Raw genomic sequence first — 23,071 nt, forward strand, 5'->3', positions numbered from 1 at the left:
GCGCGGGTCAGTAGTCTGTCGAGATGCTGAGCGTACGCCACGTCTCGAGCTCTTCGAGACGAAGCCGATCCGTCGCGGCGATGGCGTTCACGGCATCGCTACCGAGCGCGATCCGCAAAGGCGGGCGATCCATGTCCGCAAGCTTCAGCACGACGGCCGCAGCCTTGGCCGGGTCGCCGGGCTGGCGGCCATCGTAATCGCGCTGCATCCTGACCGCTGAGCCGACGACCGCATCGTATTCCGGGCGTCCTTCGTCCGTGGCGTGCGCGGCCTGGGCAAAGCCGGTGCGGAAACCGCCTGGCTCGACGATCGTCACGTGCACGCCGATCAACGCCATTTCGCGCGCCAGGGATTCCGAAAAGCCTTCGATTCCCCATTTGGCGGCTGAATAAGCCGCGCGTGCCGGGGCACCGATCCGGCCGCCGACGGACGAGACCTGCACGATATGCCCGCTGCGCTGCCGACGCAGCACCGGGATCGCCGCCTTGGTGACGATGATGGTGCCGATCAAATTGGCCTCGATCTGCCGCCGGAACGAGTCCAGGCTGGTGTCCTCGACCGACCCGAGATCGCCGTAACCGGCATTGTTCACGACGACATCGACGCCGCCGAACGTCTCTACGGCGAGGCCGACCGCCGCATGCGCTGCCGCCTCATCGGTCACGTCGAGCGTTGCAAGCCTGAGCGTTCCGCCGAAGCTCGCAAGCAACGGTTCGAGCGGCTTTGGGTGCCGCGCCGAGGCGAGCACGCGGTCCCCCGCCGCAAGTGCGGCTTCCACGATGGCACGACCGAGCCCACGTGAGGCGCCGCTGACGAACCATGTCTTCATGAGACAGTCTCCTGACGGCCTCAAGGCGCGAGCCGCGTGAACACGTAATCGCGTGCCTTGGCGCGCGCTTCATGGCACGCGAAGCAGGTGCGGTGCTGGGCCTCGTCCACCGGCTTGCCGTTGATGAAGCGACCGAAGCCCCAGCCGCCTGTCGCCGCATATTTCTTGGAATCTTTCACCATCACCTGGACGGTGGTGGCGGCACCGGGAATCGTCGCGGACGCGAACTCCGGCGACTGTTTCCGCTTCCAGGCGCGCTTGACCAGGATGGTACCATCAGGGAACGGAAGCTTGCCGGCTTGATACGCATCGATCGCAGTCTGGTTGCCGATCACGGCACGAAGCTCGTCGAGCGGCGCCGCCTCTTCGGCCGGCGCGATCAGCTCCCACTGCTTGTAGCCGGGAGGAATCGTGACGCCGAAGATCGGCGAGGCGTCGGCCGTCGCGCGGCCCTCCGCAGAAGCGATCGTGACGAGATACGGCACACAGGTCAGGAGCACGACGATCAGGATCGCGGCGAGCACGATCATCGTGACGTAAGGAGATTTCTTTGTCTCAGGTTCAGCGGGCGTCATGACGTCTCATCAAGCGGGTTGCAACGGGCGATGCTCGGTCCAGCCTGGCTGGACCGAGGTGCTGGCAGGTGATCAGGCGCCATTGGCGTCGATGACGGCCTTGGCGAAGGCGTCCGGCGCTTCCTGCGGCAGATTGTGGCCGATGCCGCCGGTGATCAGGCGAAATTCGTATCGTCCGGAGAACTTCTTGGCATAGGCGCTCGGATCGGGATGCGGGGCGCCGTTGGCGTCGCCCTCCATCGTGATCGTCGGCACCTCGATGACGGGAGCCGCCGCGAGCTTCTTTTCGAGATGGTCGTATTTCGCCTCGCCCTGAGCGAGCCCTAACCGCCAGCGATAATTGTGGATCGTGATCGCGACATGGTCCTTGTTATCGAGTGCCGCGGCGCTTCGATTGAAAGTGGCGTCGTCGAACTTCCACTGCGGCGAGGCGAGCTTCCAGATCAGCTTGGCGAAATCATGCGTGTACTTCTCGTATCCGGCCCGGCCGCGCTCGGTGGCGAAATAGAATTGATACCACCATTGCAGCTCGGCCGACGGCGGCAGCGGCGCGTTGCCCGCGGCCTGGCTCGAGATCAGATATCCGCTGACCGAAACCAATGCCCGGCAGCGATCCGGCCATAGTGCAGCGATGATGTCTGCGGTGCGCGCGCCCCAGTCGAAGCCGGCGACGACGGCCTTCTTGATGTCGAGCTTGTCCATCAGCGCGATGATGTCGGCGGCCATGGCGGCAGGCTCGCCGTTGCGCGGGGTCTCGCCGGAGAGGAAATGCGTGCTGCCGTAGCCGCGCAGGTAAGGGATGATCACGCGATATCCGGCCTTTGCCAGGATCGGCGCGACGTCCACGAAGGCGTGGATGTCGTAGGGCCAGCCATGCAGCAGGATGGCCACGGGACCGTTCGAGGGACCCGCCTCGGCATAGCCGACATTGAGGACGCCCGCCTCGATCTGCTTGATCGCGCCAAAGGATGCATTCGATATGGAGGACCGCGGTGCTCCCGTCTCGGCACGGGCGAGGTCGATCACGCCGAGACCCATGGCGACGGTGCCCGCGGCGACGCCAAAGAAATTGCGGCGGTGCTGGTCGATGATCTGGTTCATGCTGTCAGTCCTTATTGATGGTGATGAGGCGCGTCAGATCAGTGCGACCGTGACGTCGATGTTGCCGCGGACGGCCTTGGAGTAGGGACAGGTTTGATGCGCTTCCTCGATGATGCCGCGCGCGATCTCGGGGTCGAGACCCGGGAGACTGACATTGAGGCGCGCTCTCAGCGAATAGGCACCATCGTCGAGCACAAGATCGATCTCCGCATCGATCGCGCATTTCCTGGGGAGATCGATCTTCCGCTTGCGCGCCGCGATCTCCATGGCGCCTTCGAAGCACGCCGACCAGCCGGCTGCGAACAATTGCTCGGGATTGGTGCCGATGCCTGCCCCGCCCGGCGGCGACAATTTGACATCCAGACGGCCATCGGAGCTGCGCGATGTGCCGTCGTGCCGGCCGCCGCTGGTGTGGGTCCTGGCAGTGTAGAGCAATTTTGCCGCTTGCGTCATGAGGCTGTCCTTTCCGTTGCGTAACTGGCTAGCAGCGGCTGCCGCAGGACACCCGTTGGGAGTTGTGAGAAGTTGTGAGGCTTCGGTTCGCGCGCCTCACAAGGCCTGCTTCCACGGTCTAATGCCGATGCGGAGCGACGTCTTGCCGGATCGCAGCCCTCTCGCTATCGGGTCTGCTGAGAGGATCAGGATTTCGTGATGACTGAAGCCGCCCGGCCTGCGACGGGAACCCTATCGTTCGGGCCATTCATTGTGACGCCGTATGAAAGGCTGATCACGCGTGACGGCGTTGCGCTACCGCTCGGTGCAAAAGCCTTCGACATGCTGATCGCCCTGATGTCGCGGCCGAACGAGGTGGTCAGCAAATGGGATCTGATGGCGCAGGTGTGGCCGGGCCTGACCGTCGAAGAAGCCAGCTTGCGCTTTCACATCGCAGCGCTTCGCAAAGTCCTCGGCGACGGCAAGGACGGTGCACGCTACATCACCACGCTGTCCGGCCGCGGCTATTGCTTCGTCGCGCCGATCTCGCACGTGGCCATGCCGCCAGAACAGCGCCCGGCACCACAGCTCGACCTGCCGCCGGTGAAGCTGCCGAACCGGCTGCAACGGATGGTCGGGCGCGACGATGCGATCGCCGTCGTGTCCGACAAGCTCATCACCTCGCGCTTCGTCACGATTGTCGGCCCCGGCGGCGTCGGCAAGACCGCCGTCGCCATCGCGATCGCACACGACCTGCTCGGAACCTTCGCTGACGCGGCGCACTTTGTCGATCTTGCCGCGCTCAGCGATCCCGATCTCGTGATCACCTCGATCCTGCTGATGCTGGGCCTGCCGGCGCAGACCGACGATCCCCTGCCCGCGCTGCTCGCGCATGTCAGGGACAAGAAGATGCTGCTGATCCTCGACAATTGCGAGCATGTCATCGCCACCGTGGCGCCGCTCGCTGCGGCGATCTTCCAGGCCGCGCCGCATGTCCATATCCTGGCGACGAGCCGCGAGGCGTTGCGCGTCGAGGGCGAGCAGGTCTATCGGTTGGCGCCGCTCGCCGTTCCGCCTGATGAGTCCGGGCTGACCGTCGCTGCGGCGCGGACCTATCCTGCACTTCAACTCTTCCTCGAACGTGCCACGGCGAGCGGCGCGCAGATCGCGCTCGACGATGCCAATGCCGCAATCATCGCGAGAATCTGCCGCAAGCTCGACGGCATGGCCCTGGCGATCGAGCTCGCCGCCGGCCGGGTCGAAGCCTATGGCCTGAAGCAGACGGCGACGCTGCTCGACGAGCGGCTCAATCTGCTCTGGCAGGGACAGCGCACCGCGCCGCCGCGACAGAAGACATTGCAGGCGACGCTGGACTGGAGCTACGGGCTCCTGTCCGACACCGAGCGCCTCGTGCTGCGACGGCTTGCGGTGTTCGCCGGCCACTTCACCATCGACGCCGCGCTCGAGGTTGTGCCGGACGATCGCGTCGACCGCTCCCATTTGTTCGACGCCATCGACAGCCTCGTCGCCAAGTCCATGGTCGCGCCACGGCCGATCGGCGCCATGATGCGCTACCGGCTGCTCGACACCACGCGCGCCTATTTGCTCGAGATCGCGCCCGATGACGCGGCGCTCGCCGCCCGTCACGCCACCTATTACCGGCAATGGCTGGAGCAGGCCGGCTCGACATGGGCGACGGTGCCGGGCGCCGACGAGCGGGCGGTGCACTTCTCCGCCCTTCACAACGTGCGCGCCGCGCTGGACTGGTGCTTCGGCACGGGCGGCGACATCAAGATCGGCATCGCGCTCGCCGCTGCGGCGGCACCGATCTTCCTCGCAATGTCGCTGTTGACCGAATGCCGGCGCTGGTCGGAACGGGCGCTGCGTGCGATCGGCCCCTCCTCGCAGGGGAGTGCCGAGGAGATGCACATCCAGGCGGCCCTCGGCCTCACCTTGATGTTCACGCGCGGCGGCAGCGAAGCGGCGCGCGCCGCCCTGAGCCGGAGCCTTGCGATCGCCGAAGCGCGTGGCGACGCACCGAACCAGCTCCAGCTGCTCGGCCGCATGCACATCTTCCACGAGCGGATGGGCGAATTCGACGCCGCGCTCGGCTATGCCCAGCAGAGCCTCATCGTTGCCGAGGCCCTCGGCGACGCGGCCTCGGCTGCGCTCGCCCATTCGCTTCTGGGCGTCTCGTTGCACCTGGCCGGCGAGCATCGCGACGCGCTGACGATGCTGGAGGCCGCCTGGCGAGGGCCCGGCACGGAACGGATCAGCACGGTCTACGGCTTCGACCATCGCAACCGGGCCGGCATCTCGCTCGCACGCGAACTTTGGTTGCAGGGCCGGCCGGCAGATGCGCGGCGGCTGGCGCGGCAGACGGTCGCTGAGGCCGCGCAGATGGATCATCCGATCACGCTTTGCATCGCATTGATCTGGGCGGTGTCGATCGATCTCTGGGACGGTGACCTCGACGGAGCTGAGGAGAGCATCGACCGATTCATCGCGCTTGCCGAGGCGCGCTCGATGGGCCCGTATCTTGCGGTCGGCCGAGGCGTCAAAGGCGAGCTGGCAATCCGGCGGGGCGAGGCCGCTGATGGCGTCGAGACGATCAAGTCCTGCCTGCGCGAGCTCCACGATTCCGGTTACGAGCTGCTCACCACGACCTTCAACATCGCGATGGTGCAGGGCTTGCTGGCACTCGGACAGACCGAGCAGAGCGCAGGCCTGATCGACGACGCGATCCGCCTCGTCGAGAGAAGCGGCGATCATCTCTACATGCCCGAGCTGCTGCGGATGAAGGGCCGAATCCTGTTGTCGCTGCCAGAGCCCGGGGCCGATCAGGCCGAAGCCCGTTTCATGCAGTCCCTGGAATTGAGCCGCCGCCAAGGCGCAAAAGCCTGGGAGCTGCGGGCCGCAATCGGTCTCGCCGCGCTATTTGCTCAACGCGGACAGCGCGAGGAAGCGAAGCGATCGCTGCAATCAGCACTCGAAGGTTTTTCCGAAGGCTCCGACACGGCGGATATCGGCGCGGCCAACGCGCTTCTGATGATGCTGTAGCGCCTCTCACCCCGTCGGCGTGCCCTGCTTCCACTGGCCGCCGGCGATTTTCGCGGCGGCGATCACGGCCTGGGTGCGGCTCTCGACGCCGAGCTTTTGCAGGATGGCCGAGACGTGTGCCTTGATGGTGGCCTCGGAGACGCCGAGCTCGTAGGCGATCTGCTTGTTGAGCAGACCCTCCGACAGCATCATCAGGACCCGGACCTGTTGCGGCGTCAGCGTCACCAGGCGGTCGCGCAGGCGCGTCATGTCGGGGTCGGCTGCGGCCGACAGATCGGTGTCGGCGGGAACCCAGACGTCGCCTTCCATCACCTTGAGGATGGCATCGCGCAGGGTCTCGACGCCGAAACGCTTCGGGATGAAGCCGGAGGCGCCGAAATCGAGCGAGCGGCGGATCGTCGCAATGTCGTCGGACGCCGAGACGATCACGACCGGAATCGCCGGATATTGCGCCCGCAGATAGATCAGGCCGGAAAAGCCGGAAATCCCGGGCATCGAGAGGTCGAGCAGGACCAGATCGACGTCGGGGGTCTGTTCCAGCAGCTTGGTCAGATCCTCGAACGAGCCGGCCTCGTCGATTCTGGCCGCGGTCAGGACGCCAGCCACCGCCTGCCGCAGCGCGTCGCGAAACAGGGGATGGTCATCGGCGATGACGAGATGGGTGGAAGGAGCGTTCATCGTTCTCTTGCTGTCGTTCACGCCGGGGCCGGCCACAGACCGGCAGACCTCAATTCTTCCCCGAGCGGCCGTGGCATGCAAGTGCACATTATCCCTTTGCTGCAAAGGGGTTAATCCCCGGCGTCGCGGATTGTGGACCGGGCCCCACTTCCGGAGCGCCGGGTGCGCGTCAGTGCGCAAGGCCGAAAGTCGTATTGGGGCGGGTTTCACGGCGATGTTACCTTGTCGCCAAGACCTGGGTTGATCCGGCACGTCCGGACGTCTGGGGCGCGAGGGAAACGCATTTTTTTTGGGGAGCGACTCAACATGTCGACAGTGGCTGTATCTCAGACGAGCACGGGAGGGATGACGAAGGACGAACGGTTCGTCATTCTCGCCTCCTCGCTCGGTACCGTCTTCGAGTGGTACGACTTCTACCTCTACGGCTCGCTGGCCGGCATCATCGGCGCACAGTTCTTCTCGGCCTATCCGCCGGCAACCCGCGACATCTTCGCGCTGCTGGCGTTTGCCGCCGGCTTCCTGGTGCGTCCGTTCGGCGCGATCGTGTTCGGCCGTGTCGGCGACATCGTCGGCCGCAAATACACCTTCCTCGTCACCATCCTGATCATGGGCCTGTCGACCTTCATCGTCGGCCTGTTGCCCAACGCGGCGACCATCGGCATCGCTGCCCCGATCATCCTGATCGTGCTGCGCCTCGCCCAGGGTCTGGCGCTCGGCGGCGAATATGGCGGTGCAGCGACCTACGTCGCGGAGCATGCGCCGAACGGCAAGCGCGGCTTCTACACCTCCTTCATCCAGACCACGGCAACCCTAGGCCTATTCCTGTCGCTGCTGGTGATCCTGTTCACCCGCACCGCGCTCGGTGAGGCCGACTTCGCAGCGTGGGGCTGGCGTATTCCGTTCCTCGTCTCGGTGCTGCTGCTCGGCATCTCGGTCTGGATCCGGCTCCGCCTTAACGAATCGCCGATCTTCCAGAAGATGAAAGAAGAGGGCAAGGGCTCGAAGGCGCCGCTGACGGAAGCCTTCGGCAACTGGCAGAACGGCAAGCTCGTGCTGCTCGCCCTCCTCGGCGGCGTGATGGGCCAGGGCGTGGTCTGGTACACCGGCCAGTTCTACGCGCTGTTCTTCCTGCAATCGATCCTGAAGGTCGACGGCTATACCGCCAACCTCCTGATTGCATGGTCGCTGCTGCTCGGCACCGGCTTCTTCATCGTGTTCGGCATGCTCTCCGACAAGATCGGCCGCAAGCCGATCATCCTCGGCGGCTGTCTGATCGCGGCTCTCACCTTCTTCCCGATCTTCAAGATGATCACCACCAACGCCAACCCGGCGTTGGAGAAGGCCATCGAGTCGGTCAAGGTCGAGGTCGTGGCCGATCCCGCGGGCTGCGGCGATCTGTTCAACCCGGTCGGCACCCGCGTCTTCACCGCGCCTTGCGACACCGCACGTGCCTACCTGTCCCAGTCGTCGGTCAAATATTCGACCACGCCTGGTCCGGCCGGCTCCGGCGTGAAGGTGATGGTCAACGGCAAGGAAGTGCCCTACGCCAACGCCAAGGACAGCAACCCGGCCGTCCTCGCCGCGGTGCAGGCAGCTGGCTACCCGAAGGCAGGTGACGCCGGCATCGTGAAGATGTCGCATCCGTTCGACGTCTTCCGTCCGCAGGTGGCCGCGATCATCGGACTGCTGTTCGTCCTGGTGCTGTTCGTCACCATGGTGTACGGCCCGATCGCCGCGATGCTGGTCGAACTGTTCCCGACCCGCATCCGCTACACCTCGATGTCGCTGCCCTACCACATCGGCAACGGCTGGTTTGGCGGCCTCCTGCCGGCGACCGCCTTCGCCATCGTGGCCTCGACCGGCGACATCTATGCCGGCCTCTGGTACCCGATCATCTTCGCCTCGATCACCGTGGTGATCGGCGCCCTGTTCCTGCCGGAAACCAAGGACGTCGACATCAAGGCGAACTGATCGACGGCACCGATCTCAAACCGATACGAACCGGCCGCGGTCTCCGCGGCCGGTTTCATTTATGCGGTCACCGATTGCTGCCGATGAATTGCAGCACGATCTCGCGACGATGCGGACGAGCACGATGCTCGATCAGATAGATCGCCTGCCAGGTCCCCAGCGCGAGCTTGCCGTTCAGGACCGGGACCTGAAGCGAGGTCTGCGTCAACATCGTCTTGATGTGCCCGGGCATGTCATCCGGCCCTTCGCTGTCATGCGTCCATCCGGCGCTCTCCGGCGCGAGGCGGGACAACGCCGTGGTGAGATCGACGAGCACCGAAGGATCGGCGTTCTCCTGGATCGTCAGAGAGGCCGAGGTGTGGCGGATGAACAGTGTCAGCGCGCCGTCTCGGGCGTGGGCTTCATTGACGAACTTGGCTGCCTCGCCGGTAAGATCGATGAAGCCGCGGCCCGGCGTCTGCACGGTGAGCAGCGACGATGCGATGGTGGTGGCTTGCACGGACGATGGCGCCGAGCGCGTGACGGATTTGCCTGATGTCATCGAAAGCCTCGACTGAAGAACACTGCCGTAGGGTGACAACTGGCATCGAGAAACACGCATCAGTCACCGCTTATGGATCCTGGCTTTCGCCAGCACGACTTGGAGAGAGTTCTCTCAAATCTTCCCCGACACGTCCTTCTGCACACGGTTGGCCATGTCGATCAGCCGGCGCCAGGCCCGTTCCAGGAACGACATCGCGCGGTCGATATCCTGGTCGCTCGGCAACGGAATCTCGATCCTGCGCTCGCCCTCGGCGATCTTCGGCGCCGGCTTCTTGAGGGGATCGGATTTCGGCATCGGCTCGTCGACCTTGCCCGACACGGTCGGCCCGGCCGCGAGTTGGCCCTTCAGCTTCTCGACCTCGGCCTGCAGCCTGCCGATCTCGGCGTCGAGCGCGGACCGCTCGTCAGGTACCGCATAGCAGGCCCAGCCGGCGCCGTTTCGGGTGCAGGTCGACACCGTGCCGGTGCGGGTGTCGAGCCGCAACACGCCCTCGGGGATCGGCGTCATGCTGTAACGGCCGTTTTCGCCGTCTGGGGCGGATTGCGCGGCGACGAAGCCGCCGCTGAGGACGATCACCCCGGCGAATGTCGCGGCCGCGAGCCATGATGTTGTGGATGACGTCTCAGGTCTCATCGCGCTCTCCGTCGACGCGCCGGTGGCACTTTCCGCAATTCTACACCCCGCCGCGGAATCAGTCGCCCAAAACGCATTATCCGGGATCAACGATGGCGAGGGTCCCTTTGATCCCGCCAGCGCGGCAAATGGCGGCTGCATCCTCATGCAGACATCTGCTGCGGTGCGGCGTCACGCTGTGTGCAGCGCTGCTGTGCTCGCCAATAATGTCAAATAAATCAGTTACATACGAGAAAGCGACAAATCGTGACTTGGCTTGACTTGATTATAAGCCATCAGTATGGTCCGCGCGGCTTTTGAGGGTGGCGGGCGTAATTTCCATTCAGCCGCGGCGTTTCGGGTCTTCGTTGCATGACACAGGGCACGGGACACGGCGAGAATGGAGATCGCGATAGATCGTCCGAGGAAGCTGCGCTTTCCGAACGGCTCGGAAGTCTTGATCAGAGGTTGTCCGAATTTCGCGACCGCCGAATCAAGGCCGAGCAACCCACAGGTGACGGTGGAGACGGAGCGGCCAGAGCATCGGCGATGGCGCTTGGTTTCCGGCTATCCTCTGAGTTGATCGCCGGTGTCGCTGTCGGAGCGGGGATTGGCTGGGGGTTCGACCACTTGCTGTCGACGTCGCCTTTCGGATTTATCGCGTTCCTGCTGCTGGGCTTCGTCGCCGGCGTGGTGAATGTGGTGAGAACGGCAGGCGCGGGTCCGAACAAGCGTGGTGGTTCGTAATTGGCCTAGCCAGGTTAACTGTCGTGCCGCTCGCCGGCACAGCTGGCCGACCGATCTTGACCGGTCGGCTGGTTCAGCAGACGAGAGATGCCGCGCGGATGAAAATCGACCCGATCCACCAGTTCAACGTCGAACCGCTCTTCACGATCGGCCGTATCGGCGATCACACGATCGCCTTCACCAATGCCTCTCTCTACATGTTCGTCGCGGTGGGGATCATTGCGCTGCTCCTGCTCACCAGCGGCAGGCAGCTGGTTCCCGGGCGACTGCAGTCGGTGGCCGAGCTCTCCTATGAGTTCGTAGCCAGCATGATCCGGAGCACGGCCGGAGCGGATGGCATGCGGTTCTTCCCGCTGATCTTCTCGCTGTTCATGTTCATCTGCGTCTCGAACCTCGTGGGCATCGTCCCCTACACGTTCACCGTGACGAGCCACCTCATCGTCACGGCGGCGCTCGCGCTGCTGGTGTTCTTCACGGTCCTGATCTACGGCCTCTACAAGAACGGCCTGAAGTTCTTGAAAGTATTCGTGCCCTCGGGCGTGCCGGGCTACATCCTGCCACTGGTCATGGCTATCGAGGTGCTGTCGTTCTTCCTGCGACCGGTCTCGCACAGCGTTCGACTGTTCGCGAACATGCTGGCGGGCCACATTGCGCTGAAGGTGTTCGCCGGCTTCGTCGCCATGCTCGGTGCGTCTCTTGGCGTGGTCGGCTGGATCGGCGGCGTCATGCCGCTGGCGCTCGCCGTCGCGCTCACCGCGCTCGAACTGCTGGTCGCGTTCCTGCAAGCCTATGTGTTTGCGATCTTGACCTGTATCTACCTCAACGACGCCATTCACCCTGGACACTGAGTGATCCGGGTGCTTTTCCACCCACACCTGTCTTTCTTCGAAGGAGTCAAAAATGGATCCGCAAGCAGCTAAGTTTCTCGGCGCGGGCATCGCGTGCATCGGCATGGGCGGCGCCGGCATCGGCGTGGCCTTCATCTTCGGCAACTATCTGTCAGCAGCCATGCGCAACCCGGCAGCTGCCCAGGGCCAGTTCGGCAACCTGATTTTCGGCTTCGCCGTGACCGAAGCGCTCGGCATCTTCTCGCTGCTGATCGCTCTGCTGCTGCTGTTCGTCCCGCTCTGAACGCGTTCCGCGCCGCTTCCCGGTCGGAGGCGGCGCGTCTGACAGCAACAGGAGAACTCCATGGCTGAAAGTCATGGCGGCGCCAAGGCTACCGGCGCTCACACGGAGGCCGATGGCGGTCACCACGGCGGTGGCTTTCCGCCGTTCGAGAGCAGCACCTTTGCTTCGCAGCTGGTGTCGCTCGCGATCGCCTTCGTCGCGCTGTATCTGATCGTCTCCCGGTTCGCGCTGCCGCGTGTCGGCGGTGCAATCGAGGCGCGTCAGAACAAGATCGAGGGTGACCTCGCCGAAGCGCAGAAGCTGAAGGATCAGTCCGAGGCGGCGCTGAAAGCCTATGAAGGCGAGCTCGCGTCGGCGCGCACGCGTGCGCAGGCGATCGGCAACGAATCCCGCGAGAAGGCGAATGCGCAGGCGGAAGCCGAACGCAAGGCGCTGGAAGAGCAATTGGCCGCCAAGCTCGCTGAGGCCGAGAAGACCATCGCCTCGACCCGCACGACGGCCATGAGCAACGTGCGCGGCATCGCGGCCGATGCGGCCGGCACCATCGTTCAGCAGCTCACGGGCGTCGTTCCGGATGCGGCCTCGATCAATGCCGCCGTTGACGCGTCCTTGAAGGGTTAGTCGAGATGTTCTTCACACCTGAGTTTTGGGTCGCCGTCGCCTTCGTGATCCTGATGGTGATCTTCGGCTATGTCGGGGTGTTCAAGACGGCGATGTCGGCACTCGATCATCGTGCCGCTCGCATCAAGGCCGAGCTGGACGAGGCGGCGCGCCTCAAGCAGGAGGCAGCCAAGGTGCTGGCCGACTACAAGGTGCGTACCGCCAGCGCCGAGCGCGAGGCCGCCGACATCATCGCCAACGCCAACGCCGAAGCGGAGCGCATCGCAGCAGAGGCCAGGGCGAAGATGGAAGACTTCGTCGCCCGCCGGACCAAGACGGCGGAGAGCAAGATCGCGCTCGCCGAGGCCCAGGCGCTGGCCGATGTCCGTGCCGCCGCTGCGGAGGCTGCCGTCCAGGCCGCCTCGACGATCCTGTCGCAGTCGGTCAAGGGCCAGGTCGCCGACGACCTGCTCGCCAAGGGCATCAACGAAGTCAGGCAGAAGCTGAACTGAGGGTTCTGCCTTCATCAATCAAAAAGCCGGTGCGATGAGCGCCGGCTTTTTTGTTGGGCTGAAAAACTCTCGTGTCCCGGACGCGATGCGGCATGAAATGACGCGCCGCAGAGCCGGGACCCACGCATCCGCGACTCCTGGGCCCCGGCTCTGCGTCGCACCGCTGCGCGCTGCGCCGCGTCCGGGGCACGAGGCTGTTGCGTTACTTCTTCTTCCGCCCCTTCGGCTCGGGCGCGAGGGCCTGCGGGTCGAAGCCGACATAGAAGATGTAGCTATCGGCGACCGCGGGGGCGGGCTCCGGATAGGTCATATCCTCGATCACGAAGGTGAACGGCACGCTGCCGCCCTCGGACATCTCGACCGTGGTCCGGTAGGCTTTCGAGGCAATCACCTTCTCGCCGACGCCGCCCTGCACCACGGCGATGCGCAAGGGCACCTCGACCGTCGCCGGCGCACCGGCGGGACCGGCAATCACGCGGCCCTGGATGCCGATCCGGGCCGTGATGCCCGCGCTGCTGCGCGAACATTCTCGCGCCATCTTGGTGATCGAGGCCTGGAAGCGAATCTCATTGCCGACGGCCGGCTTGCCGGAGGCGCCGACTGCATAGGTCGAGGCGCCGGCACGCACGGTGACCTGCGGGCAATCGACCTCGTCTTCGGGCGGCTGGCCGGGCGCGGGCGGCGGCTTCGGCGGGGCCGGCTCGTCGGACTTGCCGCCAAACAGGCTCTTGAAGCGGTCGGTCAGGGACTGAGCCGCCACCGGCGAGACAGAGGCGAGCGCAATCGACAATGCTAGCGCGATCGTCGTCCCCCGCCGCAACGCATTCCGCGATGACCGAAGCTCCTGCACCATCGACGCCTGTACTCCATGACATTGTCCGGCCCGATCGCCAGCCGGGGCATGCGGGTTATATCGCCAAAATCGGCGAACCCAAGGCAGCAAAAGGGGGGGACTTGGCCGCACCAATCAGGCGGCTCAGCCGCGGAAGTCTTCATGCAGCAGGCCGAACAGGAGGTGGTCCTGCCAGATCCCGTTGATGCACAGATAGCGGCGCGCCAGCCCTTCGCGGGAGAAGCCGCACTTCTCCAGCACCCGGATCGACGGCGCATTGGTGGGAATACAGGCGGCCTCGACGCGGTGCAGGTTGAGCTCGCCGAACAGCGTCGGCAGCAGCACCCGCAGCGCAGCCGTCATGTAGCCCCGATGGGCGTGAGGCTGCCCGACCCAGTAGCCGATCGTACCAGCCTGCACGATGCCACGCCGGACATTTGCCAGCGTGATGCCGCCGATCATGGCACCGTCGAGCTCGCGAAAGATCAGAAACGGATAGGAACGGTCCGCGGCGATGTCCTCGGAATAGCGGCGCAGGCGGCGGCGGAAGCCGGACCGGGTGAGATCGTCCGACGGCCAGATCGGCTCCCAGGGGGTGAGGTAATCGCGGCTGCTTTCGCGCAAATGGGCCCATTGCAGGAAGTCCGACATCTGCGGGGCGCGCAGCAGGAGCCCGTTGCCGCGCGGCGCGAGGGCGGCGGGTCCACTGGATGGCAGGCGAAAGAGAGCCATGGTGATGCTTCCCGGCGCGGGCGCCCTTGGCGACTCCTAATGCAGTCGCGCCTTGGCGCGCGCCCGGGTCAATCCTTCCGCAAAAGACACCGCCGTGTCCAGACCCCTGCCGCTGCCCAATGCGACAACCGCAGGGCGGCTGCGCGAAAGTAGCGCACGTGCCGCATCCCGGGTCGATTCGACGCTGACGGCATCGATCCGGGCCACCAGCTCCTGCACCGTCTGCGGCCGGCCATAGGCGAGCACATGGCGGGCGAGCTGCTCGGCACGGGACGAGCAGCTCTCCAGCGCCATCAAGAGGCCGGCCTTCATCTGCGCCTTGGCCCGCGCGATCTCGGCCTCGGCCAGCGTCTCCACCGAATCATTCATGACGTCGACCACAACTTCCATCATCTCCGGCGCGTCGGCGGGATCGGTGCCGGTGTAGAGGCCGAAGAAGCCGGTGTCGGTGTAGGGCGCGTGGAAGGTGTAGATGGAGTAGCAGAGGCCGCGCTTCTCGCGCACCTCCTGGAATAGCCGCGACGACATCCCGCCGCCGAGGATGTTGGTGAAGACCTGCAGCGAGAACAGGGAGGGGTCGGTCTGCGGCACCCCTTCGAGCGCCAGCGTCAGATGCGCCTGCTCGAGCTCGCGGTGAACCACCTTGGCGCCGCCCTTGCCGAACTGGGCCGATTGCGGCTTGGGTCCCGGCGTCGCCTCGAAGCTCGCAAAACGCTTCTCGACCTCGGCAACCACCCGGCTGTGGTCGACCGCGCCCGCGGCGGCCACCACCATGTCGGGCCCGCGATAATGCGTCGACAGATAGCCGCGCAGCATGTCGCGGTTGAAGCCGCGCAGCGTCTTGGCCGTACCCAGCAGCGAGCGGCCCATCGGCTGGTCGGGATAGCAGAGCTCGTTGAGATGCTCGAACACGACGTCGTCGGGCGTGTCCTGCGCTGCCCCGATCTCCTGCACGATGACGTTCTTCTCGCGCTCCAGCTCGTCCGGCTCGAAGGCAGGATTGGCGAGAATGTCGGCGAGCACGTCGAGCGCGAGCGGCACGTCGGCCTTCAGCACCCGCGCGTAATAGGACGTGGTCTCGGTCGAGGTGCCGGCATTGAGGTCGCCGCCCACCGCCTCGATCTCCTCCACGATCTCGCGCGAGGTGCGCGTGGTCGTTCCCTTGAACGCCATGTGTTCGAGCAGATGCGAGATGCCGTGCTCGTTCGGCTTCTCGTCACGCCCTCCGACGCCGGCCCACACCCCGAGCGCTGCGGTCTCGAGATGCGGCATCTTGTCGGTGACGACGGTCAGGCCGGAGGCAAGCTTGGAAATCTCGACGCTCATCCGGCAACTCCCTGTTTTGCGGCGCGGCTCACCGACAGCACAAACCGCTCGACCTCGGCCTGATCGTTCTTCACCACCTTCATGTGCTCGGATTTGGTCATCAATCCGTCGAGCCAGGCGGGCAGTTGCGGCCGCTGGCCGCAGGCCGCCTCGACTGCGTCGGGAAATTTGGCCGGATGGGCCGTGGAGAGCACGATGTTCGGCGCCGCCGTGTCGGTCGTGTCGCGGTCGGCGACCGCGAGCGCAACCGCGGTATGGGGATCCACCAGCTCGCCTGCCTCGCGCCAGGCGGCGCGGATCGCCGCCGCGGTTTCGGTCTCGTCGGCGCGCCCTGCGTCGAACTCCTCGCGGATCGCCGCCAACGTCGCATCGGGCAGCACGAAGCGACCGGACTGCTTCAGCGAATCCATCAGGCGGCGCACGCCCGCCGCATCGCGCCGGCCGGCCTCGAACAGCAGGCGCTCGAAATTCGAGGAGATCTGGATGTCCATCGACGGGGACGCCGTGGCGTGCACCTCGCGTACCTCGTAGATGCCGGTCTTGAGCGTGCGGGCCAGGATGTCGTTGACGTTGGCGGCAATGCGCAGGGTCCGCACCGGCAGCCCCATGCGCTTGGCGACATAGCCGGCAAAGATGTCACCGAAATTGCCGGTCGGCACGACGAAATCCACCGCGCGCGCCGGAGCGCCGACGGCAACGGCCGAGGTGAAATAGTAGACGACCTGGGCGACGATGCGCGCCCAGTTGATCGAGTTGACGCCGGAGAGCGAGGTCGCATCGCGAAAGCGATGATTGTTGAACATCCCCTTCACCAGCGCCTGGCAATCGTCGAAATTGCCTTCGATGGCGAGCGCGTGCACATTGGCTGCGCCCGTCGTGGTCATCATCCGCCGCTGCACCTCGGAGATGCGGCCGTGCGGGAACAGCACGATCAGATCGACATTCTCGAGGCCCGCGAAGGCTTCGACCGCGGCACCGCCGGTGTCGCCGGACGTTGCGACCACGATGGTGGTGCGCTGGCCGCGCTTGGCGAGCACGTGATCCATCAGCCGCGAGATCAGCTGCATCGCCACGTCCTTGAAGGCGAGCGTCGGTCCGTGGAACAGTTCCAGCACGAACTGGTGCGGCGACATCTGCCGCAGCGGCACCACTGCGGGATGCCGGAAGGTGGCATAGGCCTCGTTGGCCATGCGGCCGAGCTCGGCGTCCGAAATCTCTCCGCCGGCGAACGGGCGAATCACGTCGACCGCGACCTCCCAATAGGGACGGCCGAAGAAGCCGGCGATCGTCTCGGCCGAAAGCTGCGGCCAGGTGGCCGGCACATACAGGCCACCGTCACGGGCGAGCCCGGTCAGCATCACGTCGCAGAAGCCGAGTTCGGGGGCTTCGCCCCGGGTCGAGATATAACGAGTCAAACTGCCCTCCAAAGGCCGGCCGAGCCAGACTCGCCCGTTAAGCCTTTGATCTCACGAAACTAGTTGTTACCAGCCAGAGGCCTTTGGCCACCATAAAGCGTTTTGCGGCATCGGGAAACCGCTTCCGCTCGGCCACCTCGTGCAATGAAAAAGGGCTGCGGCGTCGCCGCAGCCCTTCTCTTGGAAGGTCTGTCGTTGTGTGCAGACCGGTTTGCCTCGTTCGGGGCTCCTGCCCCGTTGAAACTGTTCGTCCGAGCTTTCGACTGCCGTCGCCGGATCGTCAAGAGCCAAAACGGCAGGCAGCGAAAGATGTTCCAGTTTTTCCCGGCGAAGCCACTCCGTCACTTGCAGCCGTAGGCCAAGCGCGCTTTAAATTGCCGCTTCTTCCTGAAACACCAGCTCCATGCGGAACGAAGGCCGTGGTCACCCATTGGGTCGGCGGATGGTGCCCGCCATCGTCCATGCATTGCCCGGCCGCTGGCGACGCCGATCCGTCGACCGAGCCGCTGCCTCCCGAGCAGCCGGCTCGCTCGTCGGCGGAGGGTCAGTTCATCCCGATTTCCACGGCGATCCGGATCAGGTCGGAATGGTTCTTGGCTCCTAATTTCTGCTTGAGCAGCGACGTGGTATTCGCGACGGTCTTGTAGGAGATGCCGAGCGCTTCCGCGACCTCGACGATCTTGTCGCCGCGTCCGAGCAGGCGGAGAATCTCGAGTTCCCGCGGCGTCATCTGCGAGGCCGGATTGGCCTTGATCGCCGCGCCGGAAAACGTCACGGCTTCCGCAAGCTGCGGTGAAATGAAGTTGTCGCCCGCGACCACCTTGCGCACCGCCTTCAGCAGGACCCTGGGGTCGTCGCCCTTGGAGACATAGCCCTGGGCTCCGAGCTCGACCGCCCGCACCACGAAGGCCGGATCGTCGTTCATGCTGAACATGATGATCTTGGCGTCCGGATCATCCTTGCGGATGCGCCGCATCAGCTCGAAGCCGGAGACATCGGGCAGGCTGATGTCGATCACGGTCACGTCGGGCCGCTTGCTGACATAGGCACGATGCCCGGATCTGGCGTCGGTCGCCTCGTCGATACGAATGGAGTGGTCGGACGCGAACAGGGTGCGGCAACCGGACAGCACCACCGGATGGTCGTCGACGATCAGGACCCGGGTCGCGGGCTTGGCGGTATCTTGCATCGCGCGCTCTCTGTTTTCTCGACTCATAGACCGGCGGGAACAAATGGAAAGAGAAAATCCCCTCAATGCGCGTTAGAATTGACCTAATGTGGCGGCGACTTTCGTTCAGGACGCAACTGTTTCTTCCGCTCGGCGCGGGCCTTCTCGCGGCCCTGATCGTGGGCGGCATATTGCTGCAAACATTTGCAACAAAACAGCTGGCCGACGAGCATGAACCGGCTCGACGTTCGATCCAGACCGTCGCGGCCGCGCTCAACAGCACTCTGCGCGCATCGGACAATCCGCAAAAGACCCTCGATGCATTCGTTCAGTCCTTGGACGCCTCCACGGATATTCACTTCCGCCGCATGGAGGGAGGTCCCCCGCCCGCTCCGAAGGATTTGCGCAGCCTGAAGACGGTTCCGCAATGGTTCGTCAACCTCATCACCATACCGGAGATGGAAGCGGCGTTTCCGGTCGTCATTGACGGCAAACATGTCGGCGATATCGTGTTCTTCCCGGACATATCGGCCGACCTGTTCGAGAAGTGGATCGGCTTCCTTGCGCTGACGGGCCTTGTCGCGGTCCTGATGGTGCTCACGGGCACAGTTGCCTACACCTTCGCTGGTTCGGCCCTCCGCCCCCTGCAACATCTTGGCGAAGGTCTCACGCGGATGCGGCGTGGCGACTACGCAAGGCCGATTCCGGTCGGAGGACCGCCGGAGATCCGGCGAAGCTGCGAGGAAGCCAATGCGCTGGCAGCGACACTGGCGCAACTCAGTCAGGACAATCGCGACCTGATGCACCGCCTGGTATCGCTCCAGGACGACGAGCGGCGCGATCTCGCCCGCGAACTGCACGACGAGCTTGGCCCGCTTCTGTTCAGCATCCGCGCCAGCACGATTGCGCTAATCGAGGCCACGCGGCTTGCGGGAAATCTCGGCAATTCGGCGCAGGATGTGCTGCAGTCGGTCGAGGCGCTTCAGCACACCAACCGTCGTATCCTCGACCGGCTGCGGCCGCTCTATATCGAGGACCTGGGTCTTGCGACCAGCGTGCAGACGCTGCTCCGGAATTTTCGCAAGCAGGCACCGCATATCGGCCTGACGGACACGATCGATCCCGGTCTCAACGCGATCGACGGACCGCTGGCTCAGACCGTCTATCGCGTGATCCAGGAGGCGCTGACCAACGTGCTGCGCCATGCCGAGGCCAACGATGTCCAGGTGCAGGCCGTGGTCGTCGAGGACACGCTCGTCATCGAGATCTCCGACGACGGCGGCGGCTTTCCCCCCGACAACGTGTTCGGCCGTGGCCTGACCGGCATGCATGAGCGCGTGCGCGCGCTCAGCGGATCACTGTCACTGCTGCGTGCGCACGAGCGAACCTATGTACGATGTCGTTTGCCGATGCAGGCGACCCGGGACGCAGCGTCATCGCGCTAACATGCGCAACCCTCATGCGCATTCTGCAGCGCCGGCTCGCATATCGTACTGCGTATCTTCCCCTCCGAGCTGAAGCGAAACGACGCGCGAATGCGCAGGGCTCCGGCGACGGAATATTCGAGATCGACGCCGTGGGGCACGGGGTGGATCTCCTCCAGCCCGAAACCCGCCGACGAGAAGGTGCTGAGCCGCGGCTGCCAATAGGCTTCGAGCTCGCTGCGGCCGTGATAGCGGTGCCTGCCGTTGCAGCTGCATTCGAGCTCGGCGTTGTCGGCATAGAGATCGAGCAGCATCGCGAGGTCGCCCCGACGGCAGGCGTCCACCCAATCGACGACAAGTCCCATCTGATCAAAATCGCTCACGCTGCAATCCTCTGCCGCGGACCATCCATCGCGGCTTAGGACCACACTCGTGAATGTGGGCTGAACGGTAAAGCCCGGGCGATACCGGGTTCCCTCGGGGGGAGCTACGGATGCGTTCCGCTTTGCCGCCGGCCTCGCACCCACACCGCAAAGGCGATCAACACGGCGCCTGCGAGCGTGAACCAGGTGATCGCGTATTGCAGGTGATCGTCTTTCAGATGCACGTCGAGTGGCCCGGGACGCGGAATGCCGTTCTCGGGCACCGGGCGCTCGAGGTCGACGTAGAACGGCGCAACTGCGCCCCAGCCGAGCGCACGCGCAATTGCCAGATGATCGCGCACGAACCACAGCCGCTTGTCGCGGTTCTCCGCCGGCGTCAGCCATCCCGGCGCCTCGGAAAAGCGCAGATAGCCGGTGAGCTCCACCGGTTGCCCCGTGACGAGCTTCTTGACCGCGCGGTCCTCGACACTGCGATCCTGCATCGTATTCTCGACGAAGCCGGCATCGATCACCACCATCTCGCCGCTCGGAAGCCGCGCCGGCAGGAATGCCCAGGTGCCGGGGCCGGAAGCGTCCTTGCGCACGGCCGAGCCGGAGGAATAGACCATCGCATCGGGCAGGGCTGCGTAGACCGCCGTGAAGCTGACGCGGCGGAATTCATCGCGGGCCGGATTCAGAGTCGCCCATTGCGACGACGGCGGCAGCGCAACGGGGGCCTGTGCCAGTCGCTCGGTGAGCGCCGCGATCAGCTCGTGCTTGGCCGTTCGGCGCTGCAACTGCCAGACGCCGAGCGCGACGAAGACGGCGGTCAGGAACAGCGTGAACAGCGCGAAGCCGGCCACGCGAGGCTTGCGCACAGTCCCGTTCATTTCGCGCGGTCGACGAGCCGGCCGGGCGCCGCCTTGTGATGGAACTGCAGCGCGATCAGCAGGGACTTCATCGCGCGCAGCGGCAATAGCGTGGTGGCGAGGATCAGCGGCAGCCAGAGCACCGCATGCAGCCAGAACGGCGGCTGATACTTGACCTCGACGACGAGCGCGCAGCCGACGACGATGGCACCGGCCAGCATGATGATGAAGATCGCCGGGCCGTCGCCGGTATCGATGAACGCGTAGTCGAGATCGCAGCGGTCGCAGCGCGGCGCGAGCGTCAGGAAGCCCGCATAGAGCTTGCCCTCGCCGCAGCGCGGGCATTTGCAGGCGAGCCCGCGCAGCGCGCTTTGCAGGACCGTGGCCTCGGACTCGGACGGGGCAGCTGTGTCGTTCATGATGGCAAACTCTATCACAGTTTCCGCCGAAGCTTCCGGCAGCCGAAAAGCGAAAGGGCGGCCTGGGGCCGCCCTTTCTGATCATCTGTCTTGCGGAGCTCAGTGCGCGCCGTGGGCCATGGTCTCGGCGCCGTGTCCCCAGACGTAGATGCAGAGGAACAGGAACAGCCAGACCACGTCGACGAAGTGCCAGTACCAGGCGGCGAACTCGAAACCGAGATGTTGCTTCGGCGTGAAGTGCCCGGCATAGACGCGGAACAGGCAGACCAGCAGGAAGATGGTGCCGACCAGCACGTGGAAGCCATGGAAGCCGGTCGCCATGAAGAAGGTCGCACCATAGACGTTGCCGCCGAAGGAGAACGCGGCGTGGCTGTACTCATAGGCCTGCACGCAGGTGAACAGCGCGCCCAGCACGACGGTCAGGATCAAGCCGTATTTCAGGCCCTGCCGATCGTTCTCGAGCAGCGCATGGTGCGCCCAGGTCACCGTGGTGCCGGAGGTGAGCAGGATCAGCGTGTTCAGGAGCGGCAGGTGCCAGGGATCGAAGGTCTCGATGCCCTTCGGCGGCCAGGTGCCGGGGACGGAGCAGGCGCCGGGCTGGGTGCCGAGGCCGCAACCGAACACCGCATCGCGCGTGGCGTGAACCGCGTCGGCCGGGAACAACGCGGCATTGAAATAGGCCCAGAACCAGGCCACGAAGAACATCACCTCGGAGGCGATGAACAGGATCATGCCGTAGCGGTGATGCAGCTGAACGACGCGGGTGTGGTCGCCCTTGTACTGGGCTTCCTTGATCACGTCGGCCCACCAGCTCGCCATGGTGTAGAGCACACCGACGGTGCCGACGCCGAACACGATCGGTGCGGCCGAGAACATGTGGTGCATCCAGGCGACCGCGCCAACCGCCATGATGAAGGCCGACAGCGAGCCGACGGCAGGCCACGGCGAGGGATCGACCAGATGGTAGTCGTGATGCTTGGTGTGCGCCGTTGCCATTGCGGTCTCTCTCCTCAATCCGGTGCCTGTCAGGCACTTATCCCCTCGTGTCCAACCGACCGGGCGCGAGCCCGGCGGTCAGAGATTTCCCTTGCGCTTGTCGCCCTCGCCCGACGCCAGCGGCTTCACCACCGGATCCTTCACCGGATAGAAGGTGTAGGAGAGCGTGATGGTGTTCAGGGTGTCGTTCTCGTGATCGTCGGCGATCGATGGATCGACGTAGAACACGACCGGCATCTCCCGCTTCTCGCCCGGCGCCATGGTCTGCTCGGTGAAGCAGAAGCAGTTGATCTTCTGGAAGTAGGCCCCGACCGTCAGCGGCGCGACGTTGTAGGCGGCCTGCCCCGCGGTGGTGCGCGCGGCCTGGTTGGTCACGGTGTAGTAGACGGTCGTGACCTGCCCGATATTGACCTCGATTTCGGTCTGCTCCGGCTCGAACTTCCAGGGCAGACCCGGCGCGATGTTGGAATCGAACCGGACCAGTATCTTGCGCGCGATCGGGCCGGTGGCCGGCGCGGAGGTCGCGACCTGGGTGGTGCCGTTGAAGCCGGTGGCGCGGCAGAACCAATTGTAGAACGGCACCGCCGCGTAGGAGGCGCCGACCATCAGCGCCACCACGCCGCCGCAGATGGAAGCGACCACCACATCGCGGCCGAGGCCACGGCCCTTGGCCGGCTTACGATGTGCCGGCTTGGCGCTGACGTCCCGCGATATGGTCGGTTCGTGATCCATGTTT

The 23,071-nt window shown here is 65.0% G+C and carries 25 protein-coding genes; 8 read left to right on the forward strand and 17 right to left on the reverse strand.

Translation table 11 applies throughout. The features are described 5' to 3' along the window. Positions 1–7: 7 nt before the first annotated feature. The 4 genes from LPJ38_RS01230 to LPJ38_RS01245 form a co-directional block, all read right to left on the reverse strand. A complete protein-coding gene (locus tag LPJ38_RS01230) occupies positions 8–829 on the reverse strand; it encodes an SDR family NAD(P)-dependent oxidoreductase (protein ID WP_145630702.1) in 822 nt (273 codons plus the stop codon). A gap of 20 nt (positions 830–849) precedes the next feature. Next, on the reverse strand, positions 850–1,404 hold the full coding sequence (locus LPJ38_RS01235; protein WP_145630701.1) for a cytochrome P460 family protein: 555 nt from the start codon (positions 1,402–1,404) through the stop codon (positions 850–852). 72 nt (positions 1,405–1,476) lie between these two features. Continuing rightward, positions 1,477–2,505 (reverse strand): alpha/beta fold hydrolase, encoded by a 1,029-nt coding sequence (locus tag LPJ38_RS01240; protein WP_145630700.1) that lies wholly within the window; start codon positions 2,503–2,505, stop codon positions 1,477–1,479. Positions 2,506–2,538: 33 nt separating this feature from the next. Continuing rightward, positions 2,539–2,958 carry an organic hydroperoxide resistance protein gene (locus LPJ38_RS01245; RefSeq protein ID WP_145630699.1) on the reverse strand — a complete coding sequence of 140 codons (420 nt, stop codon included), beginning with the start codon at positions 2,956–2,958 and terminating at the stop codon, positions 2,539–2,541. A gap of 198 nt (positions 2,959–3,156) precedes the next feature. On the opposite strand from LPJ38_RS01245, the gene LPJ38_RS01250 reads away from it, so the two are divergent. Then, positions 3,157–5,997 (forward strand): ATP-binding protein, encoded by a 2,841-nt coding sequence (locus LPJ38_RS01250; RefSeq protein WP_145630698.1) that lies wholly within the window; start codon positions 3,157–3,159, stop codon positions 5,995–5,997. 6 nt (positions 5,998–6,003) lie between these two features. Here the strand turns inward: LPJ38_RS01250 and LPJ38_RS01255 are convergent, their stop codons facing one another. Further along, positions 6,004–6,675, reverse strand: a complete 672-nt coding sequence (locus LPJ38_RS01255) for a response regulator (RefSeq protein WP_145630697.1) — start codon at positions 6,673–6,675, stop codon at positions 6,004–6,006. Between the two features lie 345 nt (positions 6,676–7,020). On the opposite strand from LPJ38_RS01255, the gene LPJ38_RS01260 reads away from it, so the two are divergent. Beyond that, entirely contained in the window at positions 7,021–8,646 is a 1,626-nt protein-coding gene (locus LPJ38_RS01260) for an MFS transporter (protein WP_208750523.1), read from the forward strand. A gap of 67 nt (positions 8,647–8,713) precedes the next feature. Here the strand turns inward: LPJ38_RS01260 and LPJ38_RS01265 are convergent, their stop codons facing one another. Further along, positions 8,714–9,187 carry a secondary thiamine-phosphate synthase enzyme YjbQ gene (locus LPJ38_RS01265; protein WP_167520375.1) on the reverse strand — a complete coding sequence of 158 codons (474 nt, stop codon included), beginning with the start codon at positions 9,185–9,187 and terminating at the stop codon, positions 8,714–8,716. A gap of 114 nt (positions 9,188–9,301) precedes the next feature. Then, positions 9,302–9,823 (reverse strand): hypothetical protein, encoded by a 522-nt coding sequence (locus tag LPJ38_RS01270; RefSeq protein WP_145630694.1) that lies wholly within the window; start codon positions 9,821–9,823, stop codon positions 9,302–9,304. Positions 9,824–10,174: 351 nt separating this feature from the next. On the opposite strand from LPJ38_RS01270, the gene LPJ38_RS01275 reads away from it, so the two are divergent. The 5 genes from LPJ38_RS01275 (at position 10,175) to LPJ38_RS01295 (ending at position 12,792) form a co-directional block, all read left to right on the forward strand. After that, positions 10,175–10,549 carry an AtpZ/AtpI family protein gene (locus LPJ38_RS01275; protein ID WP_145630693.1) on the forward strand — a complete coding sequence of 125 codons (375 nt, stop codon included), beginning with the start codon at positions 10,175–10,177 and terminating at the stop codon, positions 10,547–10,549. A gap of 98 nt (positions 10,550–10,647) precedes the next feature. Next, positions 10,648–11,397, forward strand: coding sequence for a F0F1 ATP synthase subunit A (locus LPJ38_RS01280; protein WP_060737269.1), 750 nt, complete (start codon positions 10,648–10,650; stop codon positions 11,395–11,397). A 52-nt stretch (positions 11,398–11,449) separates the two neighbouring features. Then, positions 11,450–11,680 carry a F0F1 ATP synthase subunit C gene (locus LPJ38_RS01285; protein ID WP_008541273.1) on the forward strand — a complete coding sequence of 77 codons (231 nt, stop codon included), beginning with the start codon at positions 11,450–11,452 and terminating at the stop codon, positions 11,678–11,680. 60 nt (positions 11,681–11,740) lie between these two features. After that, on the forward strand, positions 11,741–12,301 hold the full coding sequence (locus tag LPJ38_RS01290; RefSeq protein WP_145630692.1) for a F0F1 ATP synthase subunit B: 561 nt from the start codon (positions 11,741–11,743) through the stop codon (positions 12,299–12,301). A 5-nt stretch (positions 12,302–12,306) separates the two neighbouring features. Continuing rightward, positions 12,307–12,792: a F0F1 ATP synthase subunit B family protein gene (locus tag LPJ38_RS01295; protein ID WP_060737270.1), complete on the forward strand. Its 486-nt coding sequence runs from the start codon at positions 12,307–12,309 to the stop codon at positions 12,790–12,792. A 202-nt stretch (positions 12,793–12,994) separates the two neighbouring features. Here LPJ38_RS01295 and LPJ38_RS01300 read toward each other — a convergent pair whose 3' ends face one another. The 5 genes from LPJ38_RS01300 to LPJ38_RS01320 form a co-directional block, all read right to left on the reverse strand. Beyond that, a complete protein-coding gene (locus LPJ38_RS01300; protein ID WP_145630691.1) occupies positions 12,995–13,645 on the reverse strand; it encodes a hypothetical protein in 651 nt (216 codons plus the stop codon). Positions 13,646–13,768: 123 nt separating this feature from the next. After that, positions 13,769–14,356 (reverse strand): GNAT family N-acetyltransferase, encoded by a 588-nt coding sequence (locus tag LPJ38_RS01305; protein WP_060737272.1) that lies wholly within the window; start codon positions 14,354–14,356, stop codon positions 13,769–13,771. Positions 14,357–14,392: 36 nt separating this feature from the next. Beyond that, positions 14,393–15,682 carry a M16 family metallopeptidase gene (locus LPJ38_RS01310; protein ID WP_145630690.1) on the reverse strand — a complete coding sequence of 430 codons (1,290 nt, stop codon included), beginning with the start codon at positions 15,680–15,682 and terminating at the stop codon, positions 14,393–14,395. Then, positions 15,679–17,097 carry a threonine synthase gene (gene thrC / locus LPJ38_RS01315; RefSeq protein ID WP_167520374.1) on the reverse strand — a complete coding sequence of 473 codons (1,419 nt, stop codon included), beginning with the start codon at positions 17,095–17,097 and terminating at the stop codon, positions 15,679–15,681. Before thrC ends, LPJ38_RS01310 begins: the two co-directional genes overlap by 4 nt. 544 nt (positions 17,098–17,641) lie before the next feature. Continuing rightward, the gene (locus LPJ38_RS01320; protein ID WP_145630688.1) at positions 17,642–18,286 is read right to left on the reverse strand and encodes a response regulator transcription factor; all 645 of its coding nucleotides are present in this window, start codon (positions 18,284–18,286) and stop codon (positions 17,642–17,644) included. Between the two features lie 86 nt (positions 18,287–18,372). Here LPJ38_RS01320 and LPJ38_RS01325 point away from each other — a divergent pair, with 86 nt between their 5' ends. Further along, the gene (locus tag LPJ38_RS01325; protein ID WP_145630687.1) at positions 18,373–19,710 is read left to right on the forward strand and encodes an ATP-binding protein; all 1,338 of its coding nucleotides are present in this window, start codon (positions 18,373–18,375) and stop codon (positions 19,708–19,710) included. On the opposite strand, the gene LPJ38_RS01330 is transcribed toward LPJ38_RS01325, so the two are convergent. From LPJ38_RS01330 to LPJ38_RS01350, 5 genes are all read right to left on the reverse strand, one after another. Next, complete coding sequence (locus tag LPJ38_RS01330; protein ID WP_145630686.1) at positions 19,707–20,072, reverse strand: nuclear transport factor 2 family protein; 366 nt, start codon at positions 20,070–20,072, stop codon at positions 19,707–19,709. The two genes, LPJ38_RS01325 and LPJ38_RS01330, sit on opposite strands and share 4 nt — an antisense overlap. A gap of 104 nt (positions 20,073–20,176) precedes the next feature. Next, positions 20,177–20,941, reverse strand: a complete 765-nt coding sequence (locus LPJ38_RS01335) for an SURF1 family protein (protein ID WP_145630685.1) — start codon at positions 20,939–20,941, stop codon at positions 20,177–20,179. Further along, complete coding sequence (locus tag LPJ38_RS01340; protein ID WP_145630684.1) at positions 20,938–21,339, reverse strand: DUF983 domain-containing protein; 402 nt, start codon at positions 21,337–21,339, stop codon at positions 20,938–20,940. The genes LPJ38_RS01335 and LPJ38_RS01340 overlap by 4 nt, the downstream gene beginning before the upstream one ends. Before the next feature lie 99 nt (positions 21,340–21,438). Next, positions 21,439–22,335 (reverse strand): cytochrome c oxidase subunit 3, encoded by an 897-nt coding sequence (locus tag LPJ38_RS01345; protein ID WP_145630683.1) that lies wholly within the window; start codon positions 22,333–22,335, stop codon positions 21,439–21,441. 78 nt (positions 22,336–22,413) lie between these two features. After that, on the reverse strand, positions 22,414–23,067 hold the full coding sequence (locus LPJ38_RS01350) for a cytochrome c oxidase assembly protein (RefSeq protein ID WP_145630682.1): 654 nt from the start codon (positions 23,065–23,067) through the stop codon (positions 22,414–22,416). Between the last annotated feature and the right edge of the window lie 4 nt (positions 23,068–23,071).

This window comes from Bradyrhizobium daqingense, assembly GCF_021044685.1.
Lineage (GTDB): Bacteria > Pseudomonadota > Alphaproteobacteria > Rhizobiales > Xanthobacteraceae > Bradyrhizobium > Bradyrhizobium daqingense.